Origin of the sequence: Agarivorans sp. B2Z047 (genome assembly GCF_023373605.1) — a bacterium.
GTDB classification, from domain to species: Bacteria; Pseudomonadota; Gammaproteobacteria; order Enterobacterales; family Celerinatantimonadaceae; genus Agarivorans; species Agarivorans albus.
Window position 1 is genome coordinate 1,163,035 of sequence record NZ_CP088080.1, and the last position, 14,128, is coordinate 1,177,162.

The 14,128-nt window shown below is 40.8% G+C and carries 16 protein-coding genes; 14 read left to right on the top strand and 2 right to left on the bottom strand.

Going from position 1 to position 14,128, the window contains the following annotated elements; translation table 11 throughout:
• Window positions 1-55: 55 nt before the first annotated feature.
• A complete protein-coding gene (locus tag LQZ07_RS05450; RefSeq protein ID WP_152780508.1) occupies window positions 56-1,063 on the bottom strand; it encodes a linear amide C-N hydrolase in 1,008 nt (335 codons plus the stop codon).
• A gap of 146 nt (window positions 1,064-1,209) precedes the next feature.
• Between LQZ07_RS05450 and LQZ07_RS05455 the strand changes: the two genes are divergently transcribed.
• From LQZ07_RS05455 to LQZ07_RS05480, 6 genes are all read left to right on the top strand, one after another.
• Window positions 1,210-2,100 (top strand): LysR family transcriptional regulator, encoded by an 891-nt coding sequence (locus tag LQZ07_RS05455; RefSeq protein WP_152780506.1) that lies wholly within the window; start codon window positions 1,210-1,212, stop codon window positions 2,098-2,100.
• Between the two features lie 946 nt (window positions 2,101-3,046).
• Entirely contained in the window at window positions 3,047-3,580 is a 534-nt protein-coding gene (locus tag LQZ07_RS05460; protein WP_152780504.1) for a hypothetical protein, read from the top strand.
• 489 nt (window positions 3,581-4,069) lie between these two features.
• Window positions 4,070-4,963, top strand: a complete 894-nt coding sequence (locus LQZ07_RS05465) for a hypothetical protein (RefSeq protein ID WP_152780502.1) — start codon at window positions 4,070-4,072, stop codon at window positions 4,961-4,963.
• A 41-nt stretch (window positions 4,964-5,004) separates the two neighbouring features.
• Entirely contained in the window at window positions 5,005-6,342 is a 1,338-nt protein-coding gene (locus tag LQZ07_RS05470; RefSeq protein ID WP_152780500.1) for a hypothetical protein, read from the top strand.
• A 121-nt stretch (window positions 6,343-6,463) separates the two neighbouring features.
• Entirely contained in the window at window positions 6,464-6,607 is a 144-nt protein-coding gene (locus LQZ07_RS05475) for a hypothetical protein (protein WP_194164080.1), read from the top strand.
• A 67-nt stretch (window positions 6,608-6,674) separates the two neighbouring features.
• Window positions 6,675-7,052, top strand: a complete 378-nt coding sequence (locus LQZ07_RS05480) for a hypothetical protein (RefSeq protein ID WP_152780498.1) — start codon at window positions 6,675-6,677, stop codon at window positions 7,050-7,052.
• 405 nt (window positions 7,053-7,457) lie between these two features.
• On the opposite strand, the gene LQZ07_RS05485 is transcribed toward LQZ07_RS05480, so the two are convergent.
• Window positions 7,458-8,363, bottom strand: coding sequence for a site-specific integrase (locus LQZ07_RS05485; protein ID WP_152780497.1), 906 nt, complete (start codon window positions 8,361-8,363; stop codon window positions 7,458-7,460).
• Between the two features lie 1,034 nt (window positions 8,364-9,397).
• Here LQZ07_RS05485 and LQZ07_RS05490 point away from each other — a divergent pair.
• From LQZ07_RS05490 to LQZ07_RS05525, 8 genes are all read left to right on the top strand, one after another.
• A complete protein-coding gene (locus LQZ07_RS05490; RefSeq protein ID WP_152780493.1) occupies window positions 9,398-9,619 on the top strand; it encodes a hypothetical protein in 222 nt (73 codons plus the stop codon).
• Between the two features lie 8 nt (window positions 9,620-9,627).
• Window positions 9,628-9,846 (top strand): AbrB/MazE/SpoVT family DNA-binding domain-containing protein, encoded by a 219-nt coding sequence (locus LQZ07_RS05495; protein ID WP_227981118.1) that lies wholly within the window; start codon window positions 9,628-9,630, stop codon window positions 9,844-9,846.
• On the top strand, window positions 9,843-10,151 hold the full coding sequence (locus LQZ07_RS05500) for a type II toxin-antitoxin system PemK/MazF family toxin (RefSeq protein WP_152780491.1): 309 nt from the start codon (window positions 9,843-9,845) through the stop codon (window positions 10,149-10,151). The genes LQZ07_RS05495 and LQZ07_RS05500 overlap by 4 nt, the downstream gene beginning before the upstream one ends.
• Window positions 10,152-10,186: 35 nt before the next feature.
• Window positions 10,187-10,501, top strand: coding sequence for a hypothetical protein (locus LQZ07_RS05505; RefSeq protein ID WP_152780489.1), 315 nt, complete (start codon window positions 10,187-10,189; stop codon window positions 10,499-10,501).
• Between the two features lie 573 nt (window positions 10,502-11,074).
• Window positions 11,075-11,320, top strand: a complete 246-nt coding sequence (locus LQZ07_RS05510; RefSeq protein WP_152780487.1) for a pyocin activator PrtN family protein — start codon at window positions 11,075-11,077, stop codon at window positions 11,318-11,320.
• A 222-nt stretch (window positions 11,321-11,542) separates the two neighbouring features.
• Complete coding sequence (locus LQZ07_RS05515) at window positions 11,543-12,202, top strand: hypothetical protein (protein ID WP_152780486.1); 660 nt, start codon at window positions 11,543-11,545, stop codon at window positions 12,200-12,202.
• 267 nt (window positions 12,203-12,469) lie between these two features.
• Window positions 12,470-13,048: a hypothetical protein gene (locus LQZ07_RS05520; protein WP_152780484.1), complete on the top strand. Its 579-nt coding sequence runs from the start codon at window positions 12,470-12,472 to the stop codon at window positions 13,046-13,048.
• Between the two features lie 325 nt (window positions 13,049-13,373).
• Window positions 13,374-14,078, top strand: coding sequence for a hypothetical protein (locus LQZ07_RS05525; protein ID WP_152780482.1), 705 nt, complete (start codon window positions 13,374-13,376; stop codon window positions 14,076-14,078).
• Window positions 14,079-14,128 lie beyond the last annotated feature (50 nt).

Genomic DNA, 14,128 nt, shown 5'->3' on the forward strand with positions numbered 1-14,128 from the left:
CCTCAAAAAGAGGTGCAGATTATGCACCTCCGCTTAAATCAATGGCTGGTTAGATTTATTTCGCAGTTAACACATTGAATGTCGGTTGCTGACCATAGATTGGGCTAGCAGAGTAAGGCACGCTATCAAAGTCAATGTCGTCTAGGTCAATTTTACGCAGCGATGGGTTGTCGTAGGTGCGAAAGTAGTAAGCTTTGTCCTCGATATCAACAACGTTACCGTAAGCAATCATCTGTGGTAGTGGTGACATGAATTCCCAGTACATTGAACCAGGTACAAGCTCCATGTTGTTCAGCATTGAGAACGCACGGTTCAAGCCTTCATCACGGGCATCATTAGCAGGTGCGTTATTTTCGTAAGCTGCATTGAGCGCTGCGATGCGAGAGAAGCGCTCTTCTGAGCTAGTGTCAAAACCTGCGAATACTTGCATGTCATCGCCTTTACGTGCGTTTGATTTTTCAATGGCTTCTTTCGCCATCTTTTCTTGTGCTGCGTAGCCCGGGTCGTTGGTCATTACACCAAGAGTGTTTTCATAAACAACCGCTTCACCACCTTCGTGCTCAATCACAACGGCACGTTTTCCGTCGTTAATTGCATAGTGGAACGCTACGGTTACACCGTTGAATTGTTTCATGTCTTCATAAACAACGACCATTTTCTTGGCAATTTCTACTGCTTCATCAGTCGATTTTGCATTACCTAGCATGGTTGACATGATAGATAGCGATGTTGCATCACCTTGTTTTGCGTCTGAGTATTCAGCCGCCCAGAAACCAAGTGCTTCAATGTTCACACCGTGCTCATTCAGACCTGATGAAATCATTTGAGTATCGCCATGGCGCATGCCTACAAAACCGTATTTCGCCGTTGAATCACGGAACTCGTGGCCACGAGGAACAACGATAAGGCTCTCTTCGGTTTCCATTGGTAGCTCATTGGTACGACTTACGAAATGATTGCCTTGTGCATCAGTAACGTAAGAGTAAGAACAAGCTTGAGCAGTTGCTGAAATACCGAACGTTGTCGTTGCTGCAAGTGTTAATGCGATGATTGATTTTTTCATAATAAGCTCCAAGTGATTTGTTGAATTAGGACCTTTTGCCTAGTTCGTGTTGATGGAGCCATCATGAACTCCTTTTTTTGTTAAAAGAAATTCCAATAAACAACCTAAAGTTGTTTATAATGTAGAAAAACTATCAAGGATAAGGCATGGATTTCTCATTATCGCAGCTACAAGCCTTTGTATTAACGTATGAAACTGGCAGTTTTAAGAGCGCTGCTATCAAAGTAAACAAGCGCAGTCAAGCCATAGCTAAACTGGTAGCTAACCTTGAAGAAAGTTGTGATGTTATTTTATTTGAGCGTCATGTGCGTAGGCTGGAGGCCACCAAGGAAGCCAAAAAGCTCTATAAATTAGCCAAACGCGTTTTGCTAGATTCCGACAAATTCACCACAATGCTTAACAGTTTTGAGAAAGAACTGCCAACAAGTTTTACCATTGCAATTGACAGCTTATTAGTTAGCCAAGAGGTTATTCACTGCTTTAAAGCAGTGCTAGAGGAAATACCGACCATTGAACTAGAAGTGCTTACAGGAAACACTGAGCAAATAAAAGTTTGGGTGCAGAGTGGCCTTGCTGACATGGGGCTCAGGGCTTCTCCCTTCACGCTAGAAGAAGAGTTAGTTTCCATTAGCGCCTTTAACTTTCAAACCATATGTGCTGCCCATAGCAATCTCTTTGCTCAAGGAGCAGTGGTTTCAACTCAGGAGCTTGCAGAGCACACACAAGTTGTTCCTAAGTTTGTCTTTCAATACGGTTTAGATAAAGGACATGTAGAAAGCGATAACGTGATCATTTCGAACAACCTCCATACCACGATTGAGATGGTTATTGCACAAATAGGTTGGGCAATTGTTCCGGGATTTGCCGTTCGACAATTAACCGAGGAGGAAACCATTGTGCAATTCCACATTGAAGGTTCCGTACCCGTTGTTTGGAGTGCAGAAGTTATCTACCCAAGTGACGATAAGTTATCATTGGCAGGGGATATTTTCATTCAACACGTTCAGTTACTTAATGAAACAATGAATCAAACATAACCTTTTCTAGCCTCGTAAAACTAATCTGTAAAGTACAAACTGGTTAAATTGGCGACTCACTTTTGTCCAGAAACGTGTCAGCGTAATATTTGCTAGCCCTTGCGTGACTCAACCCGAGATAATTGAATCGATTAAGTTTTTAGTTAAAACTGTTATCGCTGGTATCAGTGGATATGTTTACGACTAAAAAGTCGGTACTGAAAATGCAGGATGCGCAATGACTTTCTACTTTGCTGATTGCACATTAAATATGTTGGAATTGCACTCGGGATTATTACAAAGTGTGTAGGAAGGTAATGTTAAGGTGACCAGCTTTCTCGCTGAAGCTTTGGTGAAACATGGCATTAACCATATTGAATACATAGAGTCGATGTTGTCCTCAGGCCCATTTGACAACCATGTCTAAGATGAGCATGAAAGGCTAATAGACAGGGTGAATATCTTGCATGGTCAGCTAAATGAGTTATAACAAGGCTGTCAACGAATACACAGTAAAGCTGTGTTGGCCCTCAAACCGCTAAGTTGTTTTCGGTTCGTTACGGGACCGTTAGGTTTTCAAGTGGTGTTAGGAATATTTAGGAAAAGTAATGACAAACGAAGAGTATTTAGAAGCATACTTTGATGGTTTTCATCAACCTTAGTCCCTGTAGGGATGTATTTTGATGATGTAGATATTAGGATCGTAAGTGATACAGAGGTTATAGTCACCGCTGAATTGTATGATGGTCATTATAGTCTCGTTAGGTCATATAGGCGCAAAATTGACTCCTTCAATGTGGGCGTAAGAGGAGATTCTCCAATAATTCGCTTTAAGTATCTTGAACTAAAAGCATTCGTTGAAGAATCTAGGGATGACTTTTATTCCGATGCTAAAAGATAGACATAAGCTTTGATTTTATAAACCTAATTTGGCGTTATAAGCCCTGGTATCAAAGAGGAAAGGTGGTTGGAAGTTTTAAAGCGAATATTTCAAGAGTCGTTAAATGAATTCTTTGATACTGAAGCGAGCAATATTCAAAATGATGTTGCGGAGCGCAACTTATGCGCTAGATTTGCGATGATTTTAGAGCCAAAGGCTAAAGCTGCTGGGTTTCTAAATTACTTTGCTGATGCAGAGTACAACCGCAACCGTGGTAACGTCAAAACTATCCTTGATGACAACTCTGTAGAGGTCTCAATAACCTGTGACTTGATTTTACACAGTCGAGGTAAGCTAGAAGAGCAAGATAACTTGATTGCTCTGGAAATGAAGAAGTCAAATCGTCCCGACAGTGAGGAAGTCAGAGACTGTAATCGTCTGAGAATCATGACTAAGCCAAATTACGACGATGTTTATGTTACCTCGGGAAGTTTTGATAGTCGCTATGTGTGCGGCTATAAACTGGGTTATTTTCTATGGTTAGATGCTAATAATAGACATTATCGAGTTCGTGAGTTTTCAAGTGGTCAAGAAGTTAATGAGTTTTCAGGAAGCTTTTAGTATGGCGTATAACAAAAAATTTTAGAGTGATTCCCCACGCTTGGCATTTTGGTTTGGGCTTAGTTTAGTGTTTACGACTTACAAATTGAGTGTCGTAGCAGCGTGACTCACACCTTAACTGGACGTTAATACTCGTCTCCTGAACTTGTTTTTGTCCAAAAATGGGGCAGGTATGCTGACACATTTATGCCCCATTATCGTTTAGACCTTTTACTCATTCACATCATGATCATGGGCTTTTTCCCTACTAAAAGTTATCAATTTTCTAATTTTAATCGTTGTTCATTCCTGTGTTGTATCTCGGGGAGAAATTCGACGTGACTATCGCACCGAGATCTTTCTTTAGTTATTGAGTTATATCTAAATTCTCTTACAAAACTATATGTAACACGACTTATATACACATATATATGGTTAGCCACATTGCCCATACTTATCATTATGTTAATGTTGCTGTAGTTAAACCTTATGGTTCAAAGGACATACAAAGTGGCTTTAGATGAAGTTAATGTGAAACTTGCTCAAATCGCATTAAATAATTGTGAGGGATTCCCTCTTGAAGATTTCGCCAACGATTTTTTGGCCGCTTTTGAAGGTAAAGATTTCATCCCAGTAGGCGGAACTAATGATGGCGGAGCCGATGGTATTAGGGAACCCGGCTTATATAGTGTGGACAACAATAAAATATTCTATCAAATATCTATCGAAGAAAATCACCGTTCAAAGATCAAGAAAACAATTGATCGCTTAGAGGAGTTTGGACGTGCACCTAGGCGACTAACTTACGTTACATCTCAGACAATTCGCGTATTTGACCAAGAAGAAGAAACTCTGACTGATAAGCACGATGTATTTGTGCGAATAAGAGATGCAAAATGGATTCTCTCTCACATTAACCATAGTGAAGCTACTAAAAAAGCTTATTACACCCACTTGGCCCGATTTACCGACTTTTTGAAAGATATTGATAACGGTAAAAGTGTTAGAAAAACTGAGCTTGTAGAACATCCATCAGTCTATGTTTTTTTACAACAACAAGTTGAAAACAGAGAGCAAGATAAGCACTTAACAAAAACTGTAGCTGATAGCCTCATATTATGGGCATTAAATGATACTGACCCTGACCAAAATTTATTCATGACCCGTGAACAAATAGTGGAATTTATCAGAACACACATTCCTTGGGCTAATAACATTGTCGGTGGGTTGCTAGATTCACGGCTTAAAGAATTAGTTGGCAAAGGTAGTGTTGGAGGTAAAAAAATCAATGTTCACAAAGAAGCCATTCAGGCAACGACTGGACGCAAGAAAACTAAAAAATACATAAAAAGTATTGCCTTCCGTTTGAAACTCGAAGCAAAATTGCAGAAGAAAAGGCAGTAGAAGAAAGTCTTCACCTAGATGTCGAAAGTGAAATAGTAGCAATGGGTCTTCTTTCTGATTTGACTCCCCCACATAGAAAGCTGGTTGCTTCTCTTGCTATTCGCGTGGCGCAGCTCTTTTTTGAACGAGAGGGACTTAACTGCTCAAGTTTCCTTAATGGCAGTCAATCAGAAAAAGAATTTGACTCTCTAATTGAGAACTCAGTCTTTGACAGAGTAAAAGATGCAATAGAGGAAGCGAATATAGACCATAGAATAAATAATATTATAGAACCCTTAATTTGCGAAGTTAGTAGAAAAATGTTCTATCAGAGTACCGAAGCACAGCGCTTACTATTGAACAAGTTCTCGCGCACTTATATTTTGTTATTCACGTTACAAGCAGAGCCTCGGGTCGTCGATTACTTTCAGAAAGCCACAGCTAACTTTAGATTAATCGTGGGTACAGACTTGATCATTCGAGCTGTATCAGAAAGATTTCTATCTAAAGAAAATCAAATGACTCGCAACATGTTCGCTATGGCACAAGAAGCAGGAATAAGATTAATTTTTTCAGAGTCTGTGTTAAATGGTGTTATTAAGCACTTCATTGTTACTCACAATGAATTCAAAAATCATATTCAACCAAGAGAAGCGTACTTACCTGATCACGTTGCTCGCCAATCCCAACAGATTTTGATTCGAACCTACTATCACGCAAAGTCTGAAGGCTATACAAAAAATTGGCAGCAGTATATCTCAGAGTTCGTGACGTTAAGTCAACTACACTACGCAACTGGTAAAGAAGAGCTTAAGGGTTATATAACTCAGCAATTTGGGATGGAATACATCTCTAAAGAAGAATTAGCGAAAGGTATAGACCATAAAAAAATTAGCGACCTTGCTAAAGTTATACTTGATGTCAAAAATGGTCATGCCGATTTAGCTGAAGACGTCTCTATAACAATAAATGCTGTCTATGGTCAGCGTAGACTGAATAAAGAATATTCTACATTCCCAGAATTTGGTTATCAGACTTGGTGGCTAACACAAGAATCTAGGATTCAGCGAGTAACTTCTGAAATGGTTAAAGCTGAAGGATCTAAATTTATAATGAGGCCTGAGTTTCTTCTTAACTTCTTCTCTTTAGCTCCTAGCGTAGCTGAAGTAAGGGAAACTTTTAAGAACATATTTCCTTCTGTTATGGGAATACAAATGGGTAACCGTCTACCAGACAAAGTATTTCATAAAGTATTGGAGCGAGTTGATGAATGGAAAGACTATGATAAAGGTAGGATTTCAGCTAAAACAAGGCTACTGTGCGATCGCTTAAAAGCTGAGCATTATGACGAAGATACACATATGTCATCGATAGATAGACTCTTATCATCAGTAGATTAGCCTTTATAATAAAAAAGAGCCCTTGATAAGGTAATGCCGATCAGTTAAGCCAAATATAATTGGTTGAACGACCTTTTCAAGCTGTCAAAATCCGAGTGTATTTATTGCACTCGGATTTTTTATGGACGTTTCACAAGCCCTCAATATCATCAATGACTGGAAGCCCAACTCGATTGAAACCTTAGCGGATTTACTCCCGTTGGAATTGATTAACGAAGCCTACGCCTTAACCGATACAGTCACTCTTTCAGTTCACTTCGGTTAATAATGAAGCTTATGACACATACTCAAAGTCAACCTTTAAAGCTAAAGAGTGGGACAAAATTGCTAATTTGGCACAAACCGCTATCAACGAAACTCACGTTATCAGCTCAATTGATTTCGTTGACATGCTTCGTTCTGATGACGAGGTTATTGCAGGAAGTATAGGTTTTTGCGCTTACAAGTGGATTTTCGTTTCTCGTCGTGGGCGTAAGGCTTATATGACATTTTGTGACGATCGCACAATTCATTTGGTTTACCATTCGATTATCGGTAAGTATAAAATGAAAGCTTTTGATGATTGTGTCAAAGAGAGTGTTGTAGAAAGTAGCTCTCAACGCTTAATTAGTGCTAATCAGGAGCAGTTCATAACAGAGTTTGATAACACCATCATAAATGGTTGTTTGAAAATACAATCGGTGATTTGGTGGCTATTTAATCTAATTTAAGCATGAATGAAAGGGAGGGTATACTATTCTCCCTTTGTTACTCAGAGCTAACAAGTTTATGTTCGCTCGGGTACAACTTGTAATCAATAGCTCAATTATAGAGAAGAAGTAATTAAGTCACTTCATTAGTACACTTCAAAATTGTCACAAGCGTCATATTTAAACTGCCCAGTTAGTTGAAGAGCAGCGCCATCGCAAGATATACATGAAGATGCAACTCAGTGTCCCCGAGTACTTAAACTATTATTTTAAGTGTGGTTTTGGTTACAGACACTAAATGAGTTATTTCCAAAAACGAGTTTTAGTGAATGGTCGCCACTCGCTCAAACCTGACTCTCAGATTATGTTGGAGCCTTTCATTGTTGAGTGTCAGGTCAGATTTGAGCTAATGCAGTTAGCTGGTGATTATCTCAGGTAGGTTTCTGTAATTTCCGGTCGAAAATGTCCCATCTCTTGTGAAACAGTCTTCAGTGCTACGTCTCTAGTCAATCGTATTCGCTTCAGCTCTCTCATTCGTTCTTGTGCATAAGAGTGACGAACCCCATGAGAGCCAGTAGTCCAACCTAGAACTCTTTTGGAGGCATCGCTGAAGGATGTAGACCAGCATTGTCCCGCATTAATGCCGTAATGTTGAATGTAGTCTATTCCCCTATCAGTCACTTTAACGGGAGCTGCAAGTCGACAGCTTTCAAGTCGAGCTGCTAGAGTACTGGGTAAAAGGACCTCTCTACATAACCCGCCTTTGCCAATCACTGTATATAGCTTACCCTCGCGTTCTAGCCACTTAGTATCTAGTGCTGGGCGTTCATCTGCGTTCCGTTCAGCAGCTGGCCGAAGGGTGAAAAGCTCATGTGAGCGTAAACCTGCGGCATGAGCTATTTCAGTGGCCAGCGCATTTCGTTCTATCTGGCCATTGGCAATCATAGCTACTTGCTCAGGAGTGTAAGCTCTTGATTCCTTGATTTGCTTGAATGCCGATTTTACAACAGTTAACGTGGCGCCATCTGGTGGCAGCTTTCCAGTGACGTGTCGCATCATTGCCTGAATAGCCTGCCTTTCCATATCTAAAGTCTTTTGTCCTACTTCCTCTGAACGAGTTTCGAGGTATTGAATCGCTTGCTTAGGTGACAACTCTTGAAGGCGGCAACCAAACTCTCGATTAGTGAACTGAGCTACACGTGATAAGGCTTCTTCATAATTTCGGACCGTGCCGACTGAACGAAGCACACTACCTTGAATCCTTTTCATAACCGTAGCAGCTTGTTGCTTGCCAGCTTTTATCGGATTCTTGTTTTTTCTAAAGCTAGGCATTAGCAGAGAGCCATCGGGACACAGTAGAGTGGGCAACCTTTACGCGCTTTTCAAAGCGAAGCCATCGCTGAAGTTCTGCGATGGAGTTTCCCTGATCTCGCAACTGAATCAGTTCATTAGCATGGCGGTCTAGCCTCGATGTGCTCCTCTTGTAGGACGGTTTGCGTATAACTTTTGTCTGCGCTTTCAAAGCTGCGCAGACACTCTCGGGGTTAAATGTGCTCATCAAATTTCTACCTTGTAAGAACTTCAATCGTTGAAACGATTGCGACACGAAATGCCGATTCGCCCCTGTTTGAACTCCATTGCGAAGTTCAGGCTCGGACTGTTCTCGCCTTGATTTGGTGTTTTCTCACGTTTCGAATTTCAGCTTTGATATGTGCAGAAAAGTGTGCCCGGCCATCTCGGTCCGGTTCTGCTGCTCACTATTTCTAAAGAGTTTTGAAAGAAAGCAAGCACGATAAATCATTCATTGTGCGCTTAATTTGCACACGCATCGATTCGATATTTAGGAAATGCTTAGGTCTTTAAATGATGGCTACACCAGAGGTTCTGGAGAGCAGCTTTGCAGCGATGGCTGCGAGGTGAGTCAGTAAGAAGCATGACAAAAAGCTTCAAATAAATCAAGCCAGTGAATGTGCGCATAAAAATATGCGCAAAATCGCTGGAAGCTAAGCGCCACGCTATGTGTGGGGGAGTTTACGACCCCTTGCATAGCGGGGGGCGGCGAGCCGTTTCCCGGCAATGTGAGCGAGGGCACAAAACAGCCCTCGTGACCTGCCTTTGCATTACCAGCCCGATATTAATGGTCGTCATGCGAGGGCTTCTAGCAAGAAAAAGTAGGGGAGAGCGATTATCTAAAGTCATTTGATGGACGGTTGATGTATACGTTGTACATAAGGAAAAATTCGCAATGCGAATCACAAACGAAAAATAATCGGAAGTTCCAGAAGACTTTCCTAAAAACATGATGTATATACAATGTATCATTATGGTTGTGTTGTAAGCTAAAGTTCAGTGGTCAGGAGGTTGCTATGGAAGATGATTTAGGGTTGTTGCTTTTTGTCGTGTTTATTGTTGTCAGCGTTTTAGGTTCTATGCGTGGCTCTGAAGATTCAGATGAACGAGAACCTTCAGAGCATGAAATGTTTGATGATGGTGTATCAGATAAGATTTATCACGATGGCAAAGGTGTTACTTATACCCGACACGCAGACGGTGAATTGCGGGATAGTTGGGGTCGCACTCGCGACTAACGGGGGTTATGATGAAATTGAAAGGTGCCATCCGTAAGTGGGGTAACAGTATTGCTGTTCGATTGCCTAAAGTTGCAATCGCTGATGCGCAATTGAGTATTGATGATGACGTGTGTTTTACCGTAGTTGGTTCGGGTAAGATCTTGATTGAGAAAGATACGCCCAGCTTGGATACGTTGTTGTCAGGAGTTACCAGTGAAAACAAGCATCGAGAAGAACGGTTATGATGCATAACGTACCGGGTAAGGGAGCGATTCTAGAAATAGGTGGATTGGTAAAAGCATTAGTGATTTCGCCTTATGCATACAACCTGACTACTGGCTTGGCAATGGTCTGTACCATCTCTAATGAAGTGAAGGATTACCCCTTTGAGGTCGTGGTTAAGTCGGACGTGGTTGATGGAGTGGTATTGGCTGACAGGCTCAATACTATAGACTACATGGCGCGTGATGCGCGAGTTTTGGGTCAAGCAAGCGAAAGCACAGTCAGTGCGACGCTGGCGCTCATTGATACGATTCTTGATGCCAAATAACGAGTGACTAAAATGATTAAGCAAAGGATTTACTAATGAGCGTTACCAGAGCAGACGCTATGCTTGCAGAGGTACGTAGCAGCATTTGCGACTATGTAAGTTGTTATTTGGCGTCTATCGGTATCAGTGGCCATCATCCTTTGATAGCTCATCTGGTGATTGGCTATTTCGAATCTAGTTACGAAGGCGATGTTGCGGCGTTTATCGCTGACAAGCAGGCAGCGGTAATGGCCGTGACCGAAGTGTTGGGAAAATATACGCCTGAGTATCAAGAACGGTTGTCGAAGGTGCTTGATGAGTTACCGTGTAAATCGAATAGCATCGATAACCTTGTGCGTGGAATGAGCTAAAAAATTCGCATTGCGAATTTCGGGAGTGTGAAATGACGTGGGCTGGTTTATATATTTTTTGGGGAATGTTCTCTCTGCCATTGACTAGTTGTGGCATGGTACTGGTTTAATGGCCGCTATATCTGGATCGCCGAAAGCAGAAAAAGGAACGATTACAAGAGCAGATGAAGCACTCTAACTGGTGGCTTAGCTGCTGACGTTAGTAAGCACGGTAGCCTATATCAGTCTTGGTATGACATATCTCATTCTCACAGGCATAGGTTTGTGAATGCGGAACAAAAGAGAGAAGCACAGGATCTACTATGGTGGCCACTTGCGGAGCGGCTATTTAAGATATGATATTCGCAATGGGAATTTATATCTTTGCGATAAGCCCTCTGGGACCTGTAATAGACCCGCTTTGAGCACATAAAAAATTCGCATTGCGAATTTTTTTGGCTTTTTACATCCGTTTTAATGCTAAAAACGTCTAATCTCAACCATTTTTCTAGAAACTGTTGCGCAAAAGAACTAGGTCAAAATTTTCACCGTAGACTCTAGCTCCAGTAGTTAAGATTATTGGAGTACCTATCTATGAACACGCACTTTTATCTGATGGCTGAATTTGAAATGAGCGATGTACGATTATCTGATATTTCAGAAAAGTACTTTGGGTTGGCTCCTGCTACCGCAAGAATGAGAGCAAGTGCGGGAAGGCTCCCTGTACCAGCATACAGGGAAACTCAGAAGTCAGAATACCTTGTTAATTTACACGACTTAGCTGAGTGGATTGATAGGAAAAGAGCCGAGGCTAAGGAGAGTATGAGGGAAGGAGAATAATGGTACATTTTGTTGGCACCAAAGTTTGTCTAGTTTACGTATTAGGAGCAGATTCCCCAATACCACCAAGAAAAGACACCTCAAACAACTATATTTAACTAAAAGTAAATTCAGAGCTGATTTTATTAGAGATAATTGTTTTTAGTGAGCGATTTGTCACTTGTGGTGGTTCCGGTTGTATTGATATCATTCGCAGTAATTTATGTTATCTAGGATTGATACATGGCAAACTCTACACTAGCAACGGAAACTCGTTATAAACATAAGCTACATGACGCGGAGCCTTTAAAGTTTTTTATTACGCTTATGGATCTAAAATCTTTTCAGAATGAGCTCACTAATGAACCAAAAGCTTTAGTCATTCTTTCAGGCATAACAATGTACAGAAGTCTTCCCCGTCAAAGGCAGATGCATTTGCTGCAAGAGATCCTTGCTCTTTCTAATAAAAGGTTATCTGGTCATCTTTATGGAATTGTGGGCCAGTTTACAGCTAACACTGCTTGGCACCCTTGGTCTATGACTGACAAAGAACTTCAGTCTTATTTCGCTAGTAACAAAGCTGTCTCTGATGCATTAACTGAGGCTGGCTTCGGAACACCAAGCGTAAGTGCTGCAGCAGTTGTCGGCGGCATTTATGGAGGGTTAACATTAGGGCTTGGAGGCCAAGCTTCAGCAACCGCTGCCTCAGCTGCCACATCAAACCCTTTGCTGGAAGTTGCAAAGAAACTAGGGCTAAAAGGAAGAATAACCAAAGTCGGGGGGCGAATGCTTGGCGTATTTGTTATCGCCGTAATTGGATTAAATATGTGCGCCACAACCAGTGCAAAACAGGCAAAAAAAGAGTTGGCGCTTAGAGGAATGCTAGATTTGGCTGATTACTAATGATTTGGTTTATATTTGGGCTCGTTGTTGGTGTCCCTCTTTTGCATCTATATGTAAAAAAGACTTTTACCTCGAAGGCTGAAGGGACGCTTTCTATGGAAGACATAAGGCGATTCCCTATCGTCATTGCGCTACTTTGTGCATCCATTCTAACCTCAGTTATTAGGTTGACCTTTGGATATGAAAGCTTGCTGATATTCATCGTTGCATTGGCTAGCTCTTACCTAGTAGCCTTGATTTATAGCAAGAACAACCTAGGGGCTAAGAGTGACTCTTAAACGATTGACGATAACTTTACTACTAGTAGCGCTTAGCACAGCTTGTGGGTCTAAAAACAATACTTTAACTTGTGACATTGAAATGCTTGATGGAAGCGCAGTTATTCCCTTCATAAGGCAATTCGGCGATGACACTAAGTATGACGTTGAATTAGAACTAGATGAACACTGGGTAAATCTTTCTGTTGGTGTAATTAGAGCCGAGCATGAGTCAACGTTATACGCAGCCTCAAATAAGGCCTCCAATGCCAAGGATAGGCTTGAGCTGACCCATAAAGAATATCAGCGCGTATGGGCTGAGGATATGTTCCATAAGGTAGATTCAGTTTCGTCAGAAAGAGGTCACTGGGATGAGATAGAAAGTCTGACATCCATATGGAATGTCAGACTTGGAGATAACCCAAACACTTCGACTATTGGCTTGTGGTCAGTGGTAAATGGCAAAGCTCTTTTCACCATAACAGCTCTTGCGACAACAAAGGAGCCGGGTGCTGCGCCACTGTCGAAAGATAGCTCAATTTTTCTAATTCAAGAAGTAACTGAGCAATGCCAACTGTCTGAGCTTTAAATTATTTCGAGCTTAGCTAACTGTTGACGGACAATATAGTCTCGTTGTTTACAATAAAGTTTGATTATTTCTCTTTTGAAGAAACCGTTGGATATCCGATGTCTATCTAATTTCTGCCCTTTTGTGTTTTTTGATAAGTTTGTTGGTAGAAAAAATGTTGGTGGGAGTGGTGTCATGGAACACGGGCTCAGCGAAGGATAAATTATCGTCCGAAAAAATGTTTAGGATTCAAGCACCGCTCCGTCATTTTCAAAGAAATGATGGAGCGGTGCTTGAGAATTAAGAGTGGCGCAGTTCGGAGTTGAATTCGAGGCAAGGTATCCCATTGGCTAATCGTAAATATAAAGTTAATTCTCAGAAAGATATTGAAACTGTAGAGGCATCACTAGTTCCTACAGAAGATCTTTTTGCTAGCTTCAGTGACTTACTTAAAGCTGGTTTATTTGTAATACACCCCTATAAGTGGCTTAAAAATAACTTTAGTTCTCATTGCAGTTTTAGTTCTAGTAAAGAACACGGCTATTACATTCATTGGGTAAATATTTTATTAATTGAAGGTAAAGCCATTCGGCTTGGTTCTTTTCGTAATAGGAAAGCATTTAATAAGCTAAAATTAAAAAATGAAATAGGGTACTACCTTTGCGACTCAGATATTAATGAAAAGTATATCAAAGATATGGAGAAGCTAGGGGTTACAGAGGAGTCAATACAACATACAATGATAGCTATGAATACTGATTTACGTTCAGAATGTAACAGTGGTTACGGTAGAGATAGAATCGATTTAAAGTCTTCTAGTACTATAGCAGAAATTAAGAAAATCAGTCATTGGAAGCATGCACTTGGCCAATTGTTAGTTTACTCTCATATCAACCCAGAGCATAAACGAACTCTTATACTATTTGGTAAGTCAAAGAATAAAAAAGACTTTGATTTTTTAGTTGAAGTTTGTGGTTCACACTCAATCTCAGTTGAATTTGTTGATGTAGATATTAATGATAATTCTCAAATTAAAAGTATCTGTATTTAATGGCTAAATAATAATTTACATTAGTAATGTGAGTCTTCACAGTATGTCTG